The sequence below is a fragment of the Fibrobacter sp. UWH9 genome (assembly GCF_900129715.1).
Classification (GTDB): domain Bacteria; phylum Fibrobacterota; class Fibrobacteria; order Fibrobacterales; family Fibrobacteraceae; genus Fibrobacter.
Genome location: NZ_FQWP01000005.1, coordinates 127,024 through 151,476, shown reverse-complemented (window position 1 = coordinate 151,476; position 24,453 = coordinate 127,024). Strand labels below are relative to the sequence as shown.

Below are 24,453 nucleotides of genomic sequence, written 5' to 3'. Positions count from 1 at the left end.
CAGGCCAAGTCCGGCCCGCGAAAACGGCATAAAAAAAGAAAACCCTCGTTTTTCAACGAGGGTTTCCTTTAAGTTTTCTTAAGCTAGAAGCTTAAAATTACTTGGTGATGACCTTGGCCATTTCGCAAACCTTGTTGGAATAGCCCCATTCATTGTCGTACCAAGCGCAAACCTTCACGAAGGTCGGGTCGAGCTGGATGCCAGCCTTGACGTCGAAGATGGAGGTGCGAGCATCGTTGCGGAAGTCGGTAGAAACGAGAGCTTCGTCGGTGTAACCGAGGATGCCCTTCAGGCCGCCGTCGCAAACACACTTTTCAGAAGCTTCCTTCATAGCAGCGCAGATTTCTTCGTAGGTAGCAGCAGTCTTGAGTTCTGCAGTCAGGTCAACGAAGGAAACGTCAGAGGTAGGAACGCGGAGGGACATACCAGTGAGCTTGCCGTTGAGCTGCGGGAGAACCTTACCAACAGCCTTTGCAGCGCCGGTGGAAGACGGGATGATGTTTTCGAGAATGCCACGGCCACCGCGCCAATCCTTCATGGAAGGACCGTCAACAGTCTTCTGAGTAGCAGTTGCAGCGTGAACGGTGGTCATGAGGCCACGGACGATGCCGAACTTTTCGTCGAGAACCTTGGAAATCGGAGCCAAGCAGTTGGTGGTGCAGGAAGCGTTAGAGATGATGTCCTGGCCAGCATAGGTGTTGTGGTTAACACCGTAGACGAACATCGGAGTAGCGTCCTTGGAAGGAGCAGACATGATAACCTTCTTGGCACCAGCCTGGATGTGCTTGCGAGCCAGTTCGTCGGTCAGGAAGAAACCGGTGGATTCAACAACGACGTCAGCCTGGAGAGCGCCCCAAGTGATGTTCAGAGGATCGCGTTCTGCGAAGATCTGGATCTTGTTGCCATCAACGATGAGGTAGTTCTTTTCGCCCTGTTCGAAGGAAACTTCGTGTTCGAACTTGCCGTGCACGGAGTCATACTTCAGCATGTATGCGAGGTAGTCGACAGTGAGGAGGTCGTTGATACCAACAACCTGGATGTCGTTAGAGAAGTTTTCCACAGCAGCGCGGAACACCATACGGCCGATACGACCGAAACCATTGATACCGAGTTTGAGAGCCATTATTGGATCCTTTTTTAGTAGTGAATTGTTTGCACCCCCTACAATAGGGAACGCTCAACTGACTCCAAATTTATTAAAATTGCGAAAGTTGAAAAGAGTCTTTTGAAAATTTTTTGCTTTTTATTGGCTTATGAATTTGAAAATTGCCCAAATGTTCCGTTTTGCCCCCCTTTTCGGGCTGTTTTTTCTGGTTTCCTGTGCCGGTAACGGTGCTCCCCTGACCGAAAACACCCCCCAGTCCGCCCCCGAAGAGACTACCCAGGGTAGTTACGCCGACGATTATTTCGACGACGGCACCCCCACAGCCGCCTCGACCCTGAACAGCCAGGCAAAGTCCGCCCCCGCCGCTAAGAAATCAGCCCGTTCTGGCGCCATCGGTTCGGCCGGTTTCAATTTCAAGGTCAAGAACCCCGCAGACTGGGCCCTGATTAGCGGCCCCGAAGCCGGAGAATCCGGCGTACCCTACGAATTTTATAATGCTAGCACTGGGCGTCGTGCGGTCCTTATAGAAGTGGAACTCCCCCAGGGCGAACCCATGCGCCTGATGGACCGAGCCCAGGTAGAAATGCAGGCTTTCGAAAGTAGCGGAAAGAAGGCCACCCTGGCCGAAACCTACCCCGAAGAGGCTTTCGGGACTACCGGTGCCTTCTTTGACGTGGCCGGCAAGCGCTACGAAACCCCATATGAGGCCGTAGGCTTTGTCACCGGCGGCGGCAACCATATTTATACTTTGACGCTGTCGGCTACCGACGATGTTCCGGCTCCCGGTGCCCTCAAGGAAGAATGGAAGGAATTCTTCGCCGACTTCCAGATGCTGGAGACCGCCCAGGAAACGGGCCCCGAGCTTTCTCCGGAGAACGTCCAGAGCTATCATTCCGACGCCCTGGGCTACGACTGGGCCGTAAAGGACACCCTCTGGCACCACTGGATGGGGATTTCCCGCCAGAACGAGGACCCGGACCTGGTTCTTTCTAATAAGGCCGAGGATGTTTCGCTGTTTGTGTACGGCGCCATGATTCCCCAGGACGAAGTGAGCCAGCAGGACCTGTTCAAGGTACTTTTGGTGCGCCTTGGAGTGGATCCGGGGAACCCCACCCTGGACGTGCAGCGCCAGAAGATCAAGGATGCCGACGGTAATATCCTTTATGCCCAGGATTTTACCCTGACCCACACGGTGAACAAGTTCGACTTCTATTACACCGGTCGCTATATATATAATGAGGGTCGCGGGATTTTGATCGTCTCCTGGACCCAGGGGATAAATAAGGGCAAGTACAGCAAACTGATGGATCGAGCCGTAGAAGGCTTGACTATGGGAGCCGCACCTGCCGCAGACGCCTCTGCCGAGGCCGCCAAGAAGCAGGCCAAGTTCAACGCCGCCATCATGAGCCAGGTGGGCCTGCTCCGCCTGCTTGAAAATCAGCCCCTGGTGGCCTTGAGTTACTTCGAGCGCGCCAACAAGATGGACCCCGAGGAACCCCTTTACCTGATCAACTGCGGTTTCGTGTACCAGATGAAGGAACTGTACGGCCCGGGTATCAGCCATTTTGAAAGCCAAAAGGAACTGGTCCGCAAGAACGGAAAGCTCCTGAGCATCCTGGGTGAAATGTACGAGGCACTGTTCGACTATGGCCGCGCCCGCGAATGTGCCGAAGGCGCCCTGCGCTACACTCCCAACAATCCTGAATATGTAATCAACCTGAGCGACGCCTTGTGGGGCCTGGGCCAGCGCAACCAGTCCCTGATTGTGGTGCAGCGTCTTTACGATACCCAGCCCAGCAGCCGTCTGGGTGTGTACCTGGCCAAGACTTACATGGGGCTTGACCAGTACGCCGAAGCGGTGGACGTTCTTTACGGTGTCCGCGGACGATTCGGCATGAGCGTGGAACTGGGAACCGCCTTGATGGACGCCCTCATGTTCCTGGGCCGCTACGAAGAGGCCCGCGCCATTAGCGAAGAGACTCTGGCCAAGGACCGCAACGATTATAAGATCTGGACCACCCAGGGTAAGATCCTTTTCTATTCCCGCAATTACCGCGAAGCCGAAAAGAGCCTGACCAAGGCCCTTTCCCTGCGCCCCGATAACGAAGATGCCAAGAGTTTCCTGTCGGCTACCAAGGCTTTCCTGGGCAAGGCTGACAACCGCACCCTGCAAAAGCCCATTACTCCGGTGGAAGACCGCACCTCTGACCTGAAGAAGCTGCTACGCCCCGAAGCCAAGGCCGAAGCCGTAGATGGGGACTTCCCCGCCGTGGTCCATTACAACAAGCACGCCCTCAAGGCCGACAAGGGCGCAAGCGACAAGGGGTTCGCCTGGACCCGCACCGAAGAAATGCTCATGGAAATCCTGGATGTGCGCGGTGCCGCCATCTATCGTGAGTTCACCTTCGACTTCTTGCCCGGTTTTGACCGCATTTATATTAACGCCCTGGAAGTCTACGACAGCAACATGAAGCTGAAGCAGAAGGCCAGCCTGAACGGTGCCTATATTACCTATGCAACCGAAGTCGGTGGCGGCAACGAATCCCAGACGGCCCACTTCCCCCTGACGGACTTGGAACCGGGTGACTTCGTGTACATGCAGTACAGCCGAACCAACATAGAAAACAAGGGCATGATCCCCTACACCAACTTCATCAGTTCCAAGGATGTTCCCGTTGGTGAATCCGTATTCCGCATCTACGCCGACAAGGACCGCTTCGTTACCGAAGAATATGGTCCTCTCGAACGTCAGGAAATCAAGGGCGGCATGGAATGGAAGATCAACAGCCCCGTGGTGATCCGCAAGGAACTCTACATGCCTGTTTACCGCGACTTTGGCGCTGGTGTCATGCTTACCGGCAAGCAGGAATGGGCTTCTGTTGGCGAAGATTACCAGAACTTGATCAAGCATCAGTTCAAGCAGGCCGTTTCTGTTCGCGAAAAGGCTTTTGAAGTCAAGGGATCCAAGGCAAACGACAACGCCGTCAAGGCCATCGTCAACTTTGTGCGCCGCGATATCCGTTACCGCGACATCCGCTTCGGCGGACACAGCCTGATTCCGCAAACAGCAGAATCCACCCTCAAGCAGCACCGCGGCGACTGTAAGGACATGGCCCTCTTGCTTAAGGAAATGCTGCAGTCCATTGGCGTCAAGAGTTATCTGACCGCCATCCACCTGACGGAAGAAGGTTTTGAACAGCTGCCCACCATCCAGCAGTTCAACCACATGATTCTTTATATTCCCAAGCAGGGGAACATCAGCGAAATGTGGGTAGACGCTACCGACAAGACGGGTAACGACCGCCCCGTGCCCCTGGATATGGAAGGCAAGGTGGCCTTGATCATTGACGACGACAGCAGCCGCGTGGTGACGACGCCTATCCTCGAAGATAATCAGGAACATCAGATTTCTGTGGACCATCGTCTGTTCATTGGCAACGACGGCGCTTGCGAATTTCGCGACTCCGTGGCTCTGGCAGGCAAGTTCGGAAGCGTCATGCGTAACCGTTTCTATGGCCGCGACGTCAAGGAACAGGAAAAGCTGATGGAAGACTTCCTGGCCTCCGGTATTCCCGACGTAAGTATCGGAAATATCAAGATCGAGAATCTGACGGAGTTCAACAAGCCCCTGGTTCTTGTGGTGACTTACGCCTCCAAGGGTTACTTCGGACAGGGAGGTTCTGAACTGAAGGGAAGATTCCCCAACGTGTGGGAACGTAGTTTGTTCAAACTCCCCAAGGTTTCTAAGCGTCATCACCCCATCCGCATGCCTCACGAAACGCTGTTCAGCTACAGCCTGAATGTGAAGGCCGCCGGTGGCCGCGAAGTGGCCGTGAATGGCCCCAAGGCACTGACCCGCGCTCCCGACTACGTCAGCTACGAAAAGGGCTGCGCCGAAGGCACCAACGCCCAGAATTGCATCAAGTGGACTACCTTCGCCCTGTACGCCGACCCCAGCGAATACGAAAAGATTCGCGAGGAATGGACCTACCTGCTAAGCGAAACCAGCCCCATGATCATGGTGAAGTAAGTTCCTAAACGGTTCAATAAAGACCTTTTTTGGCCCCCGAGTTTTTCGGGGGCTTTTCTCTTTTTTCTAAATTTGCGCCCACTATGAGTATTGCAATTCCCCAGCTGCCGAAAGGCACCCGCGATTTTTATCCTGAAGCACAGCGCATTCAGAACTATATCTTTGACACCTGGCGTAAAACCGCCGAAGAATTCGCCTACGAAGAATATGAAGGCCCCATGTTTGAACACCTGGAGCTGTACACCGGAAAGTCCGGCGAGGAAATCGTAAGCCAGCTTTACAATTTCGTAGACAAGGGTGACCGCGAAATCGCCCTCCGCCCCGAAATGACTCCGACTCTCGCCCGTTTGGTGATCCAGAAGGCCCGCGAACTGAAGAAGCCCTTCAAGTGGTTCTCTATGCCTCGCCTGTTCCGTTATGAAAAGGCTCAGAAGGGTCGCCTTCGCGAATTCTTCCAGCTGAACATGGACATTATCGGTACCGAAAGCATTTATGCCGAAGCCGACCTGATGGCAGCAATTGCCACCATGCTCCGCAAGTTTGGCCTGAAGGATGGGGAATTCGCCATTGGCGTTAGCTCCCGTAAGTTGCTGGCCACCTACCTGGACGAAATTGGCGCACCCAACCCGGCACAGGTCTACCCCGCACTCGACCGCCGTCTGAAAATTGGTCCCGAAGCGTTCGCAAAGGCTCTGGCTGACGCTGGCCTCACAGAAGATCAGGTGGCAAAGCTTGACGCCTTCATGAGCTGCAAGTCCATCGAGGAAGTTGCCGCTTCCGTCCATAGTGAAGCTGCAACCGCAGCCCTCGACGAAATCAAGGACCTGTTCGCCACTCTGGAAGCTGCCGGTTACGGCGAATGCGTGAACCTGGACCTTTCCATTGTTCGCGGTCTCGCCTACTACACTGGCATTGTGTTCGAAGTGTTCGACAAGGGTAAATCCATGCGCGCCATCGCAGGCGGCGGACGTTACGACAGCCTCACCGAAAAGCTGGGCGGCGACCGCATTCCGGGTGTCGGCTTCGGCATGGGCGACGTTGTGCTTGCAGACCTGCTCCGCGAACACAACCTGCTCCCCAGCCCCAAGCAGAGCGTAGACTTCTACATCGCAAGCTTCACCAACGACATGAAGAAGGTCTTTGAAGCAGCCCAGATTTTCCGCGCAAACGGAAATACGGTTTCCCACCCGCTCTCCTCCATGAAGATGGGCAAGCAGCTGGACCAGGCAAACTACCAGGGTGCAAAGATCGTTGTTTACGTTGACGGCGACAAGGCAGCCGCAGGCGAGTTCGAATACAAGGACCTCCGCGACGGCACCATGCACGTAGGCAACGTAGAAGCCATTAAAGCAGCACTGTAGCTTCGCAATTATGAATTATGAGTTATGAATTATGAGAAACCGCAAAAAAGCATTTGCCCACACGTTTTCTCTTTTTTCGTAATTCATTCTTCATTTTCTCGTACCTCGTAATTCATACCTCATACTTAACTACATGTCTCCTCTTAAAACCTTACTTAGCATCCTTAGCCTTTTCGTGGTCCTTGGCATTATTGCCATCGTTTACCCCGAAGGCGGAATTCATGTTGGCGATAAGACGCTCCGTTACCCCAAGCTGACGGACATTTTCGAGAAGGTTCCTGCCAAGGTCGAAGGCGACTCCTCTGCCGCCCAGGAAGATCCCGAAGCCGCCATCCAGGCCATGATGGAAGCAACCCGTCAAAAGGAATTCGCCGAATTCTCGGATTCTCTGAAGTTTTACGAGGACTTCTTCGAAAAGGGCAAGACCCGATTCGACCTGCCCAACAACGACGCCACCTGGTTCGACAGGTTCTTCTTGCATATGCAGTTGGCCGCCCTGGACAGCAACACCGTACACATCATTCACTACGGTGACTCCCAGCTAGAAGAAGACCGCATCTCTGCCACCATCCGCGAAGACCTGCAAGATGAATTCGGCGGTGCTGGCCCCGGCATGATGCCCGCCATGATGACCGTTCCTTCACAGACAACCAGCCACTCCAGTTCTGGCGCATTGGAACGTTTTATCTTGTTTGGACCCTCCGACGAAGAAGCGGACCACAGCCGTTACGGCCCCCTGGCACAGCTTTCTAAGCTAGATGGCGAAGCTTCCATTACCATCCAGAAGCGTAAGACTGGCCGCAAGAACGCATTCCCCCACGTTGGCGGTTACAAGAAGATCAAGTTGCTGGTGAACAAGAACGCCCGCATCAGAACCAAGCTGAACATCAGCCAGACTTTCGTAGACACCATCGTCAACGCCGACAGCACCATCAAGGAAAAGCGTTATTCCAAGATTGTGGAGATGCAGGCTCCCGCCATCGAAAAGTTCAACAAGCTGGCCGTGTACACCTGGAAACTCCCCGATACAACTTCCCTGGCCAAGCTCTACATTTCTGGTTCTGCAGAAATCTACGCCATATCTGCCGAAGGTTCTTATGGTGTGAACGTAGACAACGTAGCCATGCGCGGAAGCTCGGGTACAATATTCCACCGCATCGACAACGAACTGCTGGCCGAAAGCTACAAGGCCATGAACGCCCGCCTGATCATTATGGAATACGGAGGCAACATGGTTCCCGGCATGGGCTCCAAGACGGTTGAATGGTTGAAGAAGGTCATCACCCGCCAGATCCAGGCCATCCAGAAGGCCAATCCCGACGCAGACATTCTCTTTATCGGTCCTGCAGACATGGCCCGCCAGCAAGACGGAGAATGGCAGACCTACCCGGGCCTTGCCATTACCATCAAGACCCTCCGGGAAATCGCCCTGGAAAACGGTGTTGCCTACTGGGACATGCATCGCGTTATGGGAGGAAACGGATCCATGATGAAGTGGGTTCAGAAGGAACCGGCCCTGGGCTTTACCGACCACATTCACTTTACGCGCCGCGGCGCCGCCTATATGGGTGACCTGTTCTGTGCCGCACTGCGCATGCACTACGATTACTTCCAGTTCCGCGAACGCCATCACATTACCGATGAAAAGCTGAAGGACATTCATAAGTATGCCGACGGCGTGAAGGAAGAAAAGAAGAGAGCAAGAGCTGCCGCCAAGGCAGCTAAGGCTGCAAAGGCCAAGGCCGCCAAGGAAAAATCTTCCAAAGAAAAGGCTGCCACCAAGGGGAAAAAGTGATTCGCATATTCTTTACTTTACTTATAGTGTTAGCTGGTTTTACCTGCGGATTTTCAAAAGATCTGCCGATCGCCCCGGGTAGTTACCACATTGATTTTAGCAAGTACAGCTTCATCGATTCCACCTTGAACGTGATTCAGTTCCCCAAGGGGAACGCCAGTTTCGAACCGTTCTTCAAGAAGCTGGACACCCTGGTTTTCGAGAACCGCGGTCAGGTAAAGATCCTGCATATCGGCGGCTCCCATTTACAGGCCGACGTTATTTCTGGGCGTATCCGCGAACATCTGATCAAGGAATATCCCGGCGCCAGTGCAGGCCGCGGTTTCGTGTTCCCCTACTCCGCCGCAAAGACCAACACCCCTTCGACCTACGGCAGCGCCTACAAGGGCATCTGGAATCGCAATCGTAACATCCAGAAAGAAATCACCCGCCCGCTGGGTCTCCTGGGTATCGCCGTAAGCACCAGCGACCCCCGCGCAGAAATCAGCATCTTGCTGGACAAGTACAACAGCGAACCCATGTGGGGCGAAACCCGCCTGCGTCTGTTCGGCTACAGCGACAACAACGATGTGGTCCCCGTGCTCCGCGTCGACACCACTGACATCTATGGCGTCCAGGACACCGCAAGCCAGAGCTACGTGTTCACTTGCCCCCGCCCCATCGACACCATCCAGATTCAGTTCCGCTGGATGGATAGCCTGCAGCAGGCCGCCATCGCCAAGTTCATTACCGACTCCCTGTATCAGGATTCTATCGCCCGCGCTTCCGCCGACACCACCCAGAAGGATTCCGCAATCGCTTCTAGCGCATCGGCACAGCCGGCAGCAAACGTACCCGCCAACGTGGCACTGATCGCTCCCGACGCCCCCAGCGATTCCATGTTCCAGGGGGACTGCGACCTGCTGGATACCGCCTGCATGGCCAAGGCCGAAACAGTCGCCGCCAGCATGAGCAACAGCGAAGGTTTGCGCAAGTGTTCCGACGCCATCCAGGCTGCAGCCACAGCCAACGAAGATTCCTCGAACGCCGTCAACGTCCACTGCATTCCCGACGCCGAAATCATTCCCGATTCCGTCAAGAAGAATGCACGCCCCAACTTCACCTTGACCGGCATCCTTACCGAAACCGACAATCCGGGTATCACCTACACTGGCGTAGGCATCAACGGCGCCCGCGTCCACGACTACTTCGAAGAAGTCTGCCCCCTGCTGGAACGTCAGATGGAATTCTACAAGCCCGACCTGGTGATTTTCGCCATCGGCATCAACGACGCCAACGTAGAACATTTTAACGACAAGCTGTTCATCGAGGAATACGGCAAGCTCCTGGCCCGCATCAAGCGCGTGTCCCCCAATGCAGCAGTCATTTTCGAGACAAACAACGATATGTACCGCAAGGTGAAAAAGAAGCGCTACGTGCAGCACCCCAATGGCGATGTAGCCCGCAAGGCCTTCTTTACCCTGGCAGAAAAGTACAAGGCCGGTGTATGGGATAAGTTCAGCCTCATGGGTGGTTTGGGCTCCATGTCCAAGTGGGAAAAGGCTGACCTTGCAAAATCCGACAAGGTCCACTTCAAGCTGGCAGGCTACAACCTGCTGGGAGACCTTTTCTACAAGGCCCTGATCAACGCCTACCAGGAACACATCGCAAACTTGCCCGCCCAGGAACCCTAACGAATTACTGAACGATGCTTGACTACGTTATTCCCTACTTAACCCGCACCTTCTCTTTCGACCCCAACAGCCCCCTGCTGTTTACCCAGTTCTATTTCTGGGGATTCTTCGCAGTGGTCTTTGCCATTTTGACTCTAGTTCACAAGCGCATACTTTTACGCAACGCCTTCCTGTTTGCCACAAGTATGTTCTTCTACTATAAGACCAGCGGCAGTTATGTTTGCATTCTCGCCTTCTGCGTCGTGGCCAACTTCTTTATAGGCAAGTGGATCGAATCTACAGAAACCCAGTGGAAAAAGAAAGTCTGGATGGTCCTGGTAGTGATTATCGACTTGCTGGTGCTGAGCTATTACAAGTATGCCTACTTCTTCCTGGATGTAATCTACGACATTTTCGGCATCGAACTTCACGTCTATAACTTCTTTGCCGCAGCAAGTAACGCCATGTTCGGCACCAATTCCCTGGTAGACCGAATCATCTTGCCTGTGGGTATTTCCTTCTTCACCTTCCAGGCCATCAGCTACTGCGTCGATATTTACCGCGGGAAGATCAAGGCCGTATCCAACATCCTGGATTTCGGATTCTACCTGACCTTCTTCCCCCAGTTGGTGGCAGGCCCCATCGTCCGCGCCGACAAGTTCGTCCCCCAGCTCTATAGAAAGTTCTTCTTGACCCGCACTGCCTTCGGTATCGCCGTGTTCTGGATTCTGAACGGCCTTGCCAAGAAGATCATCCTGAGTGACTACCTGGCCACAAACTTCGTGGACCGCGTTTTCGATACGCCGCTGCTTTTTACGGGCTTCGAAAATCTGATTGCCCTGTTTGCCTATTCCCTCCAGGTTTACGCCGACTTCTCGGGCTATACCGATATCGCCATTGGCGTGGCCCTGCTCATGGGTTTCCGCCTGCCCCAGAACTTCAACTCCCCCTACAAGGCAATCTCCCCCACAGAATTCTGGCGCCGCTGGCACATGAGTCTTTCTAGCTGGCTCCGCGACTACCTTTACATTCCCCTGGGCGGCAACCGCGGCGCAAGTTTCGGCACCTATTTCTGGATTGCCTTTATCGCCCTCACCGCCATCCTGCTTTCGGGTAGCGTCTGGGTGGGACTGGGAATCGGCCTGTTCTTTGTCTACATCGCCCTGTACGCCTATTTTAAGCCGGAATCCCGCAAGTTCATTACCACCAACATGAACGCCATGACCACTCAGATCATGGGCGGTCTGTGGCACGGTGCCAGCTGGAACTTCATTATCTGGGGCGGCCTTAACGGTTTCGGCCAGGTATTCAACAAGATCTGGGTCAAGCGCAGCCTCAAGTTCCGCGCCTTCGCCTCCTTTATCCTGTTTGCGGTCTCGGCCATCATTTTCAAGCGGGAACATATCGCCATTTTCGCCATTTCTGCCGTCTGGTTTGGCGTTATCTTCTTCGGCATCTACGCCGTCATGATTTTCCGCCTGTTCAGCAACAAGACCTTCGGCTGGCTCCATACCGCCTGGAACGTCACCCTGACCTTCGTGTTCATTACCTTTACCCGTCTGTTCTTCCGCGCCGGTTCCAACCTGGACCCCGCCGAAGCCAACGAAGTGGCATGGAACACCGCCAAGAACATGGTGCAGCAGATGGGCACCGCCTGGAAGCTGGAAACCATCCCGGCCATCGCCTGGGAACACATGAACATTATCTTGGTGTTCATTGCCGGTATGCTGATCCACTGGATCCCCAAAAAATACAAGAGATGGTACCGCCTGAACTTCGCCATGCTCCCCATCCCGGTCATGGTCTTGGCAACGGCCCTTATCATCTTCGTGATCTACCAGTTCATGAGCGCAGACTCCTGCCCCTTCATCTACTTCCAGTTCTAGCGATTTTCATTTAAGCAAAATCACACTTTGAGTCAAAAACACCGCTATTTGTGGTGTTTTTTCCGTTTTACGCGTCAAAGAACCATTTTTCTTACAATAAAAAGTTATTTTACAACCGATGAGTTTCCAGTATCAGATATGCGGTCTAATTATAATAGTGTTGATCCATGTGATCTACTCTACTCATAAGCGTCTGATGCTCCGTAGCGAAAGGGTGTTCAGTAGGGCACTTCGCATTACTACGGGAATGCTGATTCTCGACATTTTGAAGGTCTTAGCCATCCAGAATATGGATACTCTACCCCTGAACATGATCAAGGGCATGAGTAAAATCTACGAAGGGTCCATCATCCTCTGCTCGGGGACCGTGCTGATCTACCTGATGGCCAACATTCTCAAGAAAGAAGCCTATAACGACCTGAACAAGACGACCCTGGCCGTACTTCTGGCCGAAATCGTTCTAGCAGCCGTTCATACCACCCATATCGACCCCCGTGGATTTTCTTACGGACCGGCCATTAACGTGGGCTATGTCATTGTGGGCGTAAACTTCCTGGTCACCCTGTTTTTCCTGATCAAGAATATCGAAAAGGTGGAACGTCGTAGACGTTTTGGGATCCTGCTCTGGATTGCCATGTGGGTGGCCCTAGTCCTAACTCAGCGTTACGTTCCCCATATCATGCTTTCTAGCCTGGCCGTTGCGTTGGGCGTGTTGATCTTGTTCGTCTTGCTCGAAAAGCCGGAATCTAAGCTGGACAAGGAATATGGCTGTTTCAACTATTTCGCCTTGCTGAACTACCTGGACGAAATGCTGGAAATCAAGGCCCCCATCCACCTGATGTCCGTTTCATTGAAATCTTCAGGAACATTGACTGGTACCGCCCTGTACAAGGAAGCCTCCCACGCCCTCAGCGTCATGGAACGCATACCCGGCGTATGGGTTTTTAGAGGCATCGGCCAGGATTTTATTGCCATCGCCAGGACCAAGGAAGCCATTGACGACCTAGGCAAGGAACTGGAACGAGAAGCAGCCCTGATTCCCTACATTTCTAAACTGGCCCGATTTGTGCGCAGCGACAACTGCTCCATATTCAACAATGCCGTAGAAGTTCTGAGTTTCTTGAGTTTCGCCAAGACCTGCGACAACGAAAAGAGCCGAATTTTTACCACCAACGACAGTTTGGTTGAAGCTTATCATAACCGCAAGCAGCTTGAAATAGAACTGAATAACGCCCTGATCGAGAACCGCATCGAGACGTTCATTCAGCCCATCTATTCTGTTCACGACAAGCGAATTTCTTCTGGCGAGGCCTTGGCCCGAATCCGCACCCGCGACGGAAAGATCCTGATGCCCAGCGATTTCATTCCCGTTGCCGAACAGAACGGTTCCATTTCGGAACTGGGCTACAAGATTTTTGAACAGACCTGCGAATTCATCTCGAAGAACATGGACCTGTTGGATTACATCGAAATCAACCTGTCGGTGGTCCAGTGCGAAGATGAAGGCTTGTCTCAGAAGTTGATCGAGATTATGGACCGCTACCACGTTCCGCCCCAGAAGATCAACCTGGAAATTACCGAAACGGCCTCCATCGTGACCAAGCAGAAATTGCTGAAGAACATGGAACGTATGCTGGAACATGGCGTCACCTTCTCCTTGGATGACTTCGGAAAGGGCGAATCTAACCTGATGTACATGGTGGATATGCCGGTTTCCATTGTGAAGCTGGACTTCGACATGAGCAAGTCCTACTTCAAGAATGACAAGGCCAAGTATGTGGTGAACGCCGTAGAAGGAATGTCTCACGGTTTGAACATGAAGCTGGTGGCCGAAGGTATCGAGACCGAAGAAGAACTGCGCGCCATGGAAAAGCAACGCGTGGACTACATTCAGGGTTATTACTTCTCTAGGCCCCTGCCCCAGGATGAGTTTGTAGATTTCGTGCAGAACTACAACGCTAACAGGGATATGGAAGCCGGAAACGAAAAGGAAGATCCCATCGAGAAGTTTAGACCCGCATAAGGGTACTGCAAATTTTATATTTGTAGTGATGAATTCCTCCGAAAATAAAAGCCCAGAATCCAATCTGGAAAAGCGCCTGAAACGTCAGGTCATTGGCAAGCCCCACCGCTTTATGGCCGTGGTGCCTCTGGGATTTGAAGAGACTTTGGTGGAGGAGTTGAAGTACATCGGAGTGGAGTGCGTCCAGGATTGCACCGCTAATGGGAACTGCGCCGCAGGTATCAAGGTCGCGGGCGACGGCAAGGTGGAATTCACCGCAAAGATTACCGAAGCCTGGAAGGCCGTAGCCTACAGCCGCATCGCCAACCGAGTCCTCATGGAAATCGCCACCTTCAAGGCCGAGAACTTCGGACAGCTGGAAAAAGGCGTAGCAGCAGTGCCCTGGGAATTGTATTTGCCCAGCGTCATTCTGGAGGCACAAAGTGCCGATAGAATCCAAAGCTTTTTAAATATTCACGTCACGTGCAAGCATTCTCGACTTTACCATAGCGATGCCGTGGAAGAACGCATCCGCAAAAACATCACCCCCACAGATCACGCTAGCGCGCCCCAGCACTTGTACGTCAACCTGCAAGACGACCGCTGCACACTCTGGCTAGACCTAGCCGGCGAAGAACTTTATAAGCGCGGCCACGAACGCTTTGTGGCAGAAGCCCCGCTGAAGGAAACCATAGCCGCCGCCATGATCTTCGAGGCGTCAAAAATCGCGAGCACCAATAACCCCAAAAGCACCGAAGGTGCGACCCCACACCTCAAAGCGAGCGACGCGAGCGCCCTCATAACCTTTATTGACCCCATGGCCGGAAGTGGAACTTTCTCGCTGGAAGCCGCCTACATCGCAAACGGCCTGATTCCTGGGAAATGTAGGGACTTCGCTTTGAAGCACCAACCCGCCTTTAAAGAAGGCACCTGGAACTTTATCCTAAAAGGACGTCATTCTGAAACAGCAGCGCCCTTACGTCATTCTGAGGAGCGGAGCGACGAAGAATCCACAACGAACCTTCTATCGATTATTACCTCCGACATTTCGGAACGTCCCATCGACATTATCAACCACAATGTGGAAGTTTCGCCCCTGCCGGCAGACATTATCAACCCGCAGCTGAAAGATTTCTTCAGCTACACCATAGAAGATTTTCAGAAAGCGTCGAGCGAATCCGCCCGCAACATCATCATCCTGCTAAACCCGCCCTACGGCAAGCGCCTGGCATTTGACGCCCCCAAGCTGTACACAAAAATCGGGCTGAAACTCAATGAATTCAAGGGAGCAGTCATCGCAATCCTAGCGCCCAAGGATTGTACCGGAAATTTGCTGAAAGCCTGCCCTGCCCTAAACCCAAGCAACAATCCCGAGGCAAAGCTCATCGAGACAAGTCACGGCGGCTTCAGCCTAAACGCAATCTTTGCAAGAATCTAACAAGCGTCCCAGCCTTTCAAATTAAATCTATTGACAAAAACATATATACTTTTGTATATTATCCATTGATGACAGGGTGGCAGGCCAGCCCACCTAAGATAAAAAAGAACGGCCATTGGATGACAGGGTGGCAGGCCAGCCCACCTAAGACAAAAAAGAACGGCCATTGGATGAATATCCGCGTTTTGTATATCCTACAGAACGCGGATTTTTTGTTTTAAGGAAAAATAATGAACGAAATAAAAACTGTTGTCCTGAAAAAAGACTTCTATGAGAAGCACAAAGAACACAAGGAAATCCTTTCCGACAAGGACGGGCGCCCCTACCTTACCTTAGTTGTGGAATGTAAGAACAAAAGGGATTGCCTGGTATTGATTATACAAAGGCCGTAGTCATTCAAGAATCAGACATTGAACGAAACAGCGCTGTTGATAAAAAAGAATGGCTAGAATTAAAGAGAATTTAGAAACTCACTGGATTCTTCGCCCCTGGGGCTCAGAATGACAATCGAGAAATATCGCGATATACTATATTTTCCTCGTTCAAATTTTATAGAATCGGCGCAGTCCCGCCCCGCATATACGGAACTGCGCAATTTATGAGGTAACATTATGCCGAAACTTCGTTCGTTGAAGACTATGGAAGGCCGCGAAATGGCCGGTGCACGTGCCCTTTGGCACGCAACAGGTACCAAGGTGGAAGACTTTGGCAAGCCGGTGATTTGCGTTGTTAACAGCTATACCCAGTTTGTTCCGGGTCACGTTCATCTGAAGGACGTGGGTCAGATCGTTGCCCGCGCTATCGAAGCCGCCGGTGGTGTTGCCAAGGAAATGAGCACTATCGCCGTGGACGACGGTATCGCCATGGGTCACGACGGCATGCTTTACAGCCTCCCCTCTCGCGACCTCATTGCAGACTCTACCGAATACATGGCCAACGCCCACCGCGCCGACGCCCTGGTCTGCATCTCCAACTGCGACAAGGTGACCCCGGGTATGCTCATGGCCGCCATGCGCCTGAACATTCCTGCCATCTTCGTTTCTGGTGGCCCCATGGAAGCTGGTCACGTCACCACCAAGGACGGCAAGGATCGCGCTCTTGACTTGATCGACGCTATGATCGATTCTGCAGACAACTCCGTTTCTGATGAAGAAGTTGCCGCTATCGAAGCTAACGCCTGCCCCACTTGCGGTTCCTGCTCCGGCATGTTCACTGCAAACTCCATGAACTCCCTGACCGAAGCCCTTGGCCTTTCTCTCCCGGGTAACGGCACCATCGTTGCAACCCACTCCGAACGTAAGAAGCTGTTCGAAGCTGCCGGTAAGCGCATCGTGGAACTTTGCCACAAGTATTACGACGAAGGCGACGAAAGCATCCTGCCCCGTAGCATCGCTACCATGGACGCCTTCGAAAACGCAATGCGTCTGGACATCGCCATGGGCGGTTCCTCCAACACCGTGCTCCACCTCCTGGCTGTGGCACAGGAAGCCGGCGTTGACTTCACCATGAAGGACATCAACCGTCTCTCCCTGAACACTCCTTGCATCTGTAAGGTTGCTCCCACCGTTCACAACATCCATATTGAACAGGTGAACCGCGCAGGCGGTATCATGGGCATCCTCGGCGAACTGGACCGCATGGGCCTCATCCACAAGAATGCAAAGACTGTTCACGCAGCAACCATGGGCGAAGCTCTTGAAATTAACGACATCGTCCGCGGCAACGCAACCGAAGAAATCAAGCAGCGTTACCTGGCAGGCCCCGGCCGCAAGTACAACCTGGTCGCTTTCAGCCAGAGCACCTACTACGAATCTCTGGATCTGGACCGCGAAAAGGGCGCAATCCGCGATGGCGCACACGCCTACACCAAGGACGGCGGTCTCGCAGTTCTGTACGGCAACCTGGCTCAGGACGGCTGCATCGTGAAGACCGCAGGCGTTGACGAATCCATCTGGAAGTTCACCGGTCCCGCTGTGGTGTTCGAATCTCAGGAAGACGCCGTGAACGGCATCCTTGGCGACAAGGTGAAGGCTGGCGACGTCGTTGTGATCCGCTACGAAGGCCCGAAGGGTGGCCCCGGCATGCAGGAAATGCTGTACCCCACCTCTTACCTGAAGAGCCGTCACCTGGGCAAGAGCTGCGCTCTCCTCACCGACGGTCGTTTCTCTGGTGGTACCAGCGGCCTTTCCATTGGCCACGCTAGCCCGGAAGCTGCCAACAAGGGTAACATCGGTCTGGTGGAAACTGGCGACGTTATCGAAATCGATATCCCGAACCGCACCATCAACGTGCAGCTCACCGACGACGAACTTGCCGCACGCCGCCAGGCTATGGAAGCTCGTGGTGCCAAGGCATGGAAGCCGGTTTCTCGCGACCGCGTAGTCTCCAAGGCTCTGCAGGCTTACGCCGCCATGGCAACTTCTGCCGACAAGGGCGCAGTCCGCGACCTGTCTCTCATCGGCGTTAAGTAAAAAAAAATAATTCCGGCCTTCGCCGGAATGCAAAAAATCCCGACGGTTCAAAAAACCGTCGGGATTTTTTGCATTCCCTTTCTGCGAATAAATCGCAGGCAAAGCCTGCGACGAAATGTGCATCGCACATTTCAGCGGGGGTTCTAAGGGGGGAGTGCCCCCTTACGTCATCGCTTACTCATTAGGCGTAGCAGTTCATCGGTCACTTCGCCCCACATGTCCAGCACCACCTTGCCAATGGCAGGATCGTACATCTTCCCAAGATTTTTCTCGATCTCTTCGCGGCAGAAATCCAGGGACATGGCATCACGATAGCAACGTTTACTGGTCATGGCGTCGATGGAATCCGCAATGGCAATAATGCGGGAACCCAGCGGAATATCATCACCAGAAATTCCTTCCGGGTAGCCTCTACCATCATAACGTTCATGATGATGCATCACAATATTCACCAGTTCCTGGGTATAGTTGGACTGCATCAAAATCTTGGCACCGATAGCCGGATGCTGTTTAATCGCGGCGAACTCATCATCAGTTAGCTTTCCCGGCTTGCCGAGAATAGCATCGCTAATTCCCACCTTACCAATATCGTGGAGAATGGCCGCATCAGAAATCATCTTCAGGGAACTGTCAGAAAGTCCGAGAGCTTTTGCAAACTTAATGGAAAGTTCCTGCACTCGGTCGGAATGATGGGCAGTGTATGCATCCTTTGCTTCTTCGATGGAAATCAGGCAAGACACCAGTTCTCGCAAATTCTGATTTTCGCCGTAACTATCCGCATGATGAGACGCACTCTTATCGCGATACATATTCAAGTCGGCATCCATTTTCCAGTCGCTTATGGACTTGCGCATGCCGTAATCATTTTTCAAACGGCTTTCACCTACAGCCATCGAAAGCCTGTACAGGGCGGTCTTGTTGTAAGTCTCAACCGCATTGCGAAGGCGCTTCTGCAGCTGGAACATCTTTTCTTTGCCGGCGTCTGCAACAACCACAAATTCATCGCCGCCAATTCTAAAGCAATGACCCGAAGCACCGAAGGCCTCTGTAACGGTCTGGGCAGCTGCCACGATCAAGGCGTCACCAGCCAGATGTCCAAAAGTATCGTTGGTATACTTCAGACCGTTCACGTCGATCATGAGCATCGACCAATCCGAAGGAGCATTCCCCTCGGAATCAATTCGCTTTAACAGGGAATCAAATGCCAACCTGTTTTCAAGCCCGGTCAGGCTATCCCTAGAAGCAAGGCCCTTCAGCTGCTGGTTGTACACCTGCAGCTTGCTGTTGATTTCTTCCAGTTCGAAGGAAGTCTCGCGAATGAAGGTCGCCATTCGTGCGGCCAGGGGCAACTTGGTGGAACGAGCTTCATGGCGCTTGAATGCCGAAGCCTGCAATCCCTTGCCGGGGCCCTCTCGCATAGCCGCAATCACAAGGGTAATGTTATGCTGATTCAAGTGGAACTTCTCACGCAGGAATTCACCGTGGGAGAAAAATCCCGTGCTATGGGCGATGCACTTAAAGGGGAAAATTTCGTAGGTCGGTTCCTGGGTGGCCCAGAAGGCCTTGCGGGCGGCACAAGAAAAGATATGCAGCACGTCAGGATTAAAGACCTTGATCTTTTCGCTTTCTTGCCTAATGGATTCCAGAATGGTTTGAGGTTCTCCATAGGAAAGTCTAACAATAGAACCCACCTGTACATCGGAACTCATGTTGATGGAACCGTCCGGATTGCTGGAAGCAGGAGCGCGGACAATGGTGGTTCCGTTATGTTCGTACATAATGGGGAAATCCAGCGCATTCATAAAGAAATTGCTGTCGTTGTTGATGTTCAAATACTTGTGGTAAACATCGAAAGCGGGAATGCCGCTCAATTCGTGGAGAACACTTCCGTCGGACTTGGTCACATGGAAATTACGTCCGATAGGCTTCCATCCGCTGATCTTGATGGACTCCACAATAAAATCTTCGCCGCCGAAAAAGAGGATAATCAGACCGTTGGGGTTATAACCGCCGACAGAAGAGAACACGCAGGAATCAGAACTGCTTAAATCCGTAGAGCAGACAATGCCGCCAAACATCTGGATATCGGGACGCAGACCATCCATGCCTTCGCAGAAATTTGTAGAGGAGTTGGCCGAAATGGTACGGTACATTTCGATAGCCTTGACCCACGGATTTTCATTGGCCTCGGCCACAATGCTCTGGGTAATTTCGCGGGCCGACATCTTGGACATGTCGTACTGTAAAAGTTTGAACCGGGTCGTGGGCTTTTCAAAAAAAGTAACCGCAATGGTAATTTCGGCAGCAGCATCGCAGTCAACGATGTTACCGCTAGTGGAATTTCCGAACCAAGGCACACCGGGGAATACTTCCTCGATGATCGTCCAGATAGGCTGCAGCTTGTGCGGGCTCAGAACCGTTGTGAAAATCTGGATGTACATCCTAGGCAATTCAGTTCCGTTCCCAGTCATGGGCAAAATCGCCTTCAGGACTTCCAAATTGTTCCGTAATTCCTCGTCACCCTTGTAAGATATGATTCTCTTCTGCATCGAAAATGTAATTCCACTTTAAGATATTTATTTCTTACAATATATGTTAATAATATACACCTAGGCAAACGAAATTTCACAACGCTTACATTTTTTAAAAATTCTATATTCCAGTTCGTTACAAGATGAAATTAACTTGCGCCTAGATTAAGGCCAAAGAAAAGCGAGATTATTTATGAGTGATCAGAAGGATTCGCTCCAGAAACCGTTCATGAACTCCAAGAAGGTGTTCGTTTCCGGCAAGATTTTCAATGATATCAAGGTCGGCATGCGCGAAATCCAGATTGAAGATCCGGATTTTACCTCTGTTACCGTCTATGATACCAGCGGACCCTACAGCGATGCCGACGCCAAGATCGACGTAACCAAGGGTATCGAACGTTTCCGTGAAAGCTGGATTAACGAACGTGGCGACGCCGAACAGCTGGACGACATGACTTCCGCCTATGGCCGCGCCCGCCGTGAAAACCACGAGCTGGACCACCTGCGCTTTAGCGCAGAACACCACCCCATGCGCGCCAAGGCTGGCCACAAGCTGACCCAGCTGGACTATGCCCGCGCAGGTGTCATTACCAAGGAAATGGAATACGTGGCTATCCGCGAAAACCAGCGTATTGACGAACTGGTGGCCGCAGGAAAGATAAAAGCTAACGGCAAGCCCATTACCGCCGAATTCGTCCGCGACGAAATTGCCGCCGGCCGCGCCATCCTTCCGGGCAACATCAACCACCCGGAATGCGAACCTATGATCATCGGCACAAACTTCCTGGTGAAGATCAACAGCAACATCGGCAACTCCGCCATTACCAGTTCCATCGAAGAAGAAGTGGAAAAGATGGTGTGGTCCGTGCGCTGGGGTGCAGATACCGTCATGGATCTTTCTACCGGTAAGCACATTCACGAAACCCGCGAATGGATTATCCGCAACAGCCCCGTACCTATCGGAACAGTGCCTATCTACCAGGCCCTGGAAAAGGTCAACGGCAAGGCCGAGGAACTGACCTGGGAACTTTACCGCGACACTTTGATCGAACAGGCTGAACAGGGCGTGGACTACTTCACCATTCACGCAGGCCTTTTGCTGGAACACATCCCCATGTGCGCCAAGCGTACCACCGGTATCGTTAGCCGAGGCGGTTCCATTCTCGCCCTGTGGCAGATGAAGCACAACCAGCAGAACTTCCTGTATACCCACTTCCGCGAAATTTGCGAAATTCTGGCACAGTACGACGTAGCCGTCTCCCTGGGTGACGGTCTCCGTCCGGGTTCTCTGGCCGACGCCAATGACGAAGCCCAGTTCGGCGAACTGGATACTCTGGGCGAACTGACCAAGATCGCCTGGGAATACGGCGTTCAGGTGATTATCGAAGGTCCGGGTCATGTGCCTATGCACAAGATCCAGGACAATATGGCCCGCCAGCTGGAAAAGTGTCACGGCGCCCCCTTCTACACTCTTGGACCTCTCACTACCGACATCGCTCCCGCCTACGACCACATCACTTCTGCCATCGGTGCAGCACAGATTGGTTGGTACGGTACCGCCATGCTCTGCTACGTGACCCCCAAGGAACATCTGGGCCTCCCCAACCGCGACGACGTTCGTGCAGGCGTTGTGACCTACAAGCTGGCAGCCCACGCCGCAGACATCGCCAAGGGCCATTTTGCAGCCCAGTTCCGCGACGATGCCCTGAGCCGTGCCCGCTTTGACTTCCGCTGGAACGACCAGTTCGCATTGTCCCTGGATCCGGAAAAGGCCATGGAATACCACGACGCGACTCTGCCCGGCAACCAGGCAAAGTCCAGCCATTTCTGCTCCATGTGCGGCCCTAACTTCTGCAGCATGCGCATTACCCGCGCCATCCGCAACTTTGTGGCCACCGGCGACATCGGCGAAGTCTAACAGAAAATCCAAAGCGATGCCGAAAGGCAAATTCTAACTTTGTGTAAAAAAACGAGTTCCCGTACATTCGGGAACTCGCTTTTTTATATCTTTTCAGCATGATTAAAGATTGCATTCAACTCGCCATTTCCATCGTCAAGATTTGCGTCGTGCAGATTCTGACCTGGACCTATATTCTGCCGTTGTTCTATTTCTTGAAGGGTATGCTTGAAGTGCGCCCCTTCAATTACCTCAAGTCCCTGAACTGGATCGTGCTCCTGGGCATTGCCGCCTTCTGCGTGATCCTCGCCATCGTAAACAATATCCGCGTCGAAGATTCCAAGTCTGTGGAATGGATCGGAAGCCAGGAAATCCTGGAAAAGCCGGCAGACATTCTGTAAGGGGGCCATATGGAAAAGTTTACCAAGAAGACCGCAATTTCTCTGGCACTGCTGATTGTCGCCTCCATTCTTGTCGCTTTCGGCGTTGCAGAAATCTCGTTCCCCGAAACCTTCCTGACCGTTACCGACAAGGATTGGATGATCGATATCTGGCCCAAGTCCTACCGCTATAACATTCATGTGGGTCTGGGAGCCATCATCGTGGCAGCAGGCATCTGCATTCCCGCCTACAAGCTTCACAAGGACTTCGCCATCCGCGCCCTGGAAACCTTGTTCCGCGTGGGCATTGGCGGCATGTTCATTTTCGCAAGCATTTTCAAGATCCAGGATCCTCACCAGTTTGCAACGCTGGTGGCTCAGTACCAGTTCTTCTCCACCCTGCACCTGGATTTCATCAACAACTTCTTCGCCCTGGTGTACCCGCAGTTTGAACTGTGGTTCGGTCTGGCCATGATCTTTAGCCCCTTCGTCAAGGAAAGCGCCTTCGCTATTTTCTGGATGTTCGTCAGCTTCATTATCGCGCTGGCTTGGGCCCTGGGCAACGACCTGGGCATCACCTGCGGTTGCTTCGAACTGGAAGATGGTGACGCTCACGACAAGGCCGAAGCCTGGACAAGCCTTATCCGCGACCTGGTGCTGATCTGGCCCACCCTGTGGCTTATCTTCCGCAAGAACAGAAGCCTAATCAAGGTCTGGACAGAAAAGAAGTAAGTGCCGAAAGCACACAATTCTTAAAGGAATTCATAGAGCAGTGGAGCAAAAGTTCCGCTGCTCTTTTTTCGTCTACCACATTTTCGCCGGCGATGACGCGGTCAATTACCTTGGCGTAGGCTTCGGCATCGGTAGGCGGATCAATCAGAGGAACAACCCCTTCCAGGTTTTCTTTTACCGCAGAGGTGGCTGCACACAGGGCAGGAGTTCCGCAGGCAAGAGATTCAATAGGAGGCAGGCCAAAACCTTCTAACAGAGAGGGGTATACCATCAGGTCGGCATGGCGGTAAAAGTCCCGCAGTTCCGTTGCGTTCAGGCGTTCAAAATGGTAGACGTTATAAAGCTTTTTAACGTTAATGATTTCGCGGAGTCGTTCCGAAAGTTTACCCACACGGACAAAGGCCACATCGGGGCGGAGCCTTGCCGTTTCAAAATAAGTATCGATATTCTTGCGGGGTTCATCAAGGCTAACGTTAACGCACATGCCCTCGAAATTACGCATACCGTGCTTGCGACGGAATGCCTTTTTATCGTCGGCAGTAATTGCCACTTCGGGCTTGTTAAACAGATCCTGGTCAATGGGGCAACCGATTACAGAGCCGGGAGCACAGGACATTTTCTTGCCAAAGTGAGCCGCAGCCTGTTCACGAGTCCATCTCGAATTATAGACAAAAGAATCCGCCTTGACGGTTGCACGGATATAGAACAGGTTCAACAGGATAAACTTGGCACTTGTGGGGTAAAGGGTTTCTGCAAAGGTATCGTGAACGAACATGACTGTACGTCCGTCATTCTTGCAAGCCTTTAACGCCGACTTTGCCACCGGCACCAGAAAACCCAACTCCGGTCGAATAAAGAAAACCACATCCGGCTGCACCGCCTTAATCGCCTTCTTTAAAGGACTGCGGAAACTCATGAATCCAGTATAGAGCGACTTGGCCCACACTTCGTGAGAAGTATAGGAATCCGGCGACACCACTGCAGCGGCACCTTCAGCCGACTTGGCCGCATCCGGGAAGAACTTGGGTGTCTTTAACCACAGCACATGGGTTTCAAACTCCGGCGTTACCGCCTTCACCAAATTCAAGGTTAGACGTCCAAAACTGGTACACTCATTCTTATCGCAAACAAAAAGGATTTTCTTCACAACGTCAATTATAAAAAATTCCTTTT

General features: G+C 52.7%; 14 protein-coding genes. 11 read left to right on the top strand and 3 right to left on the bottom strand.

Annotated features, from left to right (window positions below; translation table 11 throughout):
• Positions 1–97 precede the first annotated feature (97 nt).
• Entirely contained in the window at positions 98–1,123 is a 1,026-nt protein-coding gene (gene gap, locus BUB94_RS06435; protein WP_073160653.1) for a type I glyceraldehyde-3-phosphate dehydrogenase, read from the bottom strand.
• Positions 1,124–1,274: 151 nt separating this feature from the next.
• Here gap and BUB94_RS06430 point away from each other — a divergent pair, with 151 nt between their 5' ends.
• The 8 genes from BUB94_RS06430 to ilvD all read left to right on the top strand — a co-directional run bounded on the left by BUB94_RS06430 (position 1,275) and on the right by ilvD (position 17,740).
• Complete coding sequence (locus BUB94_RS06430) at positions 1,275–5,135, top strand: DUF3857 domain-containing protein (RefSeq protein ID WP_254793687.1); 3,861 nt, start codon at positions 1,275–1,277, stop codon at positions 5,133–5,135.
• 83 nt (positions 5,136–5,218) lie between these two features.
• The gene (hisS, locus tag BUB94_RS06425; RefSeq protein WP_073235248.1) at positions 5,219–6,496 is read left to right on the top strand and encodes a histidine--tRNA ligase; all 1,278 of its coding nucleotides are present in this window, start codon (positions 5,219–5,221) and stop codon (positions 6,494–6,496) included.
• A 133-nt stretch (positions 6,497–6,629) separates the two neighbouring features.
• Complete coding sequence (locus BUB94_RS06420) at positions 6,630–8,291, top strand: SGNH/GDSL hydrolase family protein (RefSeq protein ID WP_139258425.1); 1,662 nt, start codon at positions 6,630–6,632, stop codon at positions 8,289–8,291.
• A 26-nt stretch (positions 8,292–8,317) separates the two neighbouring features.
• Positions 8,318–9,964, top strand: coding sequence for a GDSL-type esterase/lipase family protein (locus BUB94_RS06415; RefSeq protein ID WP_073235245.1), 1,647 nt, complete (start codon positions 8,318–8,320; stop codon positions 9,962–9,964).
• A 14-nt stretch (positions 9,965–9,978) separates the two neighbouring features.
• Entirely contained in the window at positions 9,979–11,829 is a 1,851-nt protein-coding gene (locus tag BUB94_RS06410; protein WP_073235242.1) for an MBOAT family O-acyltransferase, read from the top strand.
• A gap of 118 nt (positions 11,830–11,947) precedes the next feature.
• The gene (locus BUB94_RS06405) at positions 11,948–13,852 is read left to right on the top strand and encodes an EAL domain-containing protein (protein WP_083538142.1); all 1,905 of its coding nucleotides are present in this window, start codon (positions 11,948–11,950) and stop codon (positions 13,850–13,852) included.
• Positions 13,853–13,880: 28 nt separating this feature from the next.
• Positions 13,881–15,269 carry a THUMP domain-containing class I SAM-dependent RNA methyltransferase gene (locus tag BUB94_RS06400; protein WP_073235236.1) on the top strand — a complete coding sequence of 463 codons (1,389 nt, stop codon included), beginning with the start codon at positions 13,881–13,883 and terminating at the stop codon, positions 15,267–15,269.
• 611 nt (positions 15,270–15,880) lie between these two features.
• Positions 15,881–17,740 (top strand): dihydroxy-acid dehydratase, encoded by a 1,860-nt coding sequence (gene ilvD, locus BUB94_RS06395; protein WP_073235233.1) that lies wholly within the window; start codon positions 15,881–15,883, stop codon positions 17,738–17,740.
• A 167-nt stretch (positions 17,741–17,907) separates the two neighbouring features.
• On the opposite strand, the gene BUB94_RS06390 is transcribed toward ilvD, so the two are convergent.
• A complete protein-coding gene (locus BUB94_RS06390) occupies positions 17,908–20,289 on the bottom strand; it encodes an HD domain-containing phosphohydrolase (RefSeq protein WP_073235230.1) in 2,382 nt (793 codons plus the stop codon).
• 175 nt (positions 20,290–20,464) lie between these two features.
• On the opposite strand from BUB94_RS06390, the gene thiC reads away from it, so the two are divergent.
• From thiC to BUB94_RS06375, 3 genes are all read left to right on the top strand, one after another.
• Complete coding sequence (gene thiC / locus BUB94_RS06385) at positions 20,465–22,189, top strand: phosphomethylpyrimidine synthase ThiC (protein WP_073235227.1); 1,725 nt, start codon at positions 20,465–20,467, stop codon at positions 22,187–22,189.
• A 98-nt stretch (positions 22,190–22,287) separates the two neighbouring features.
• Positions 22,288–22,569, top strand: a complete 282-nt coding sequence (locus BUB94_RS06380; RefSeq protein WP_073160628.1) for a hypothetical protein — start codon at positions 22,288–22,290, stop codon at positions 22,567–22,569.
• Positions 22,570–22,578: 9 nt separating this feature from the next.
• Complete coding sequence (locus BUB94_RS06375; protein WP_073160626.1) at positions 22,579–23,280, top strand: MauE/DoxX family redox-associated membrane protein; 702 nt, start codon at positions 22,579–22,581, stop codon at positions 23,278–23,280.
• Here BUB94_RS06375 and BUB94_RS17035 read toward each other — a convergent pair.
• Positions 23,255–24,427 (bottom strand): glycosyltransferase, encoded by a 1,173-nt coding sequence (locus tag BUB94_RS17035; RefSeq protein ID WP_073235224.1) that lies wholly within the window; start codon positions 24,425–24,427, stop codon positions 23,255–23,257. The genes BUB94_RS06375 and BUB94_RS17035 overlap by 26 nt on opposite strands.
• Positions 24,428–24,453 lie beyond the last annotated feature (26 nt).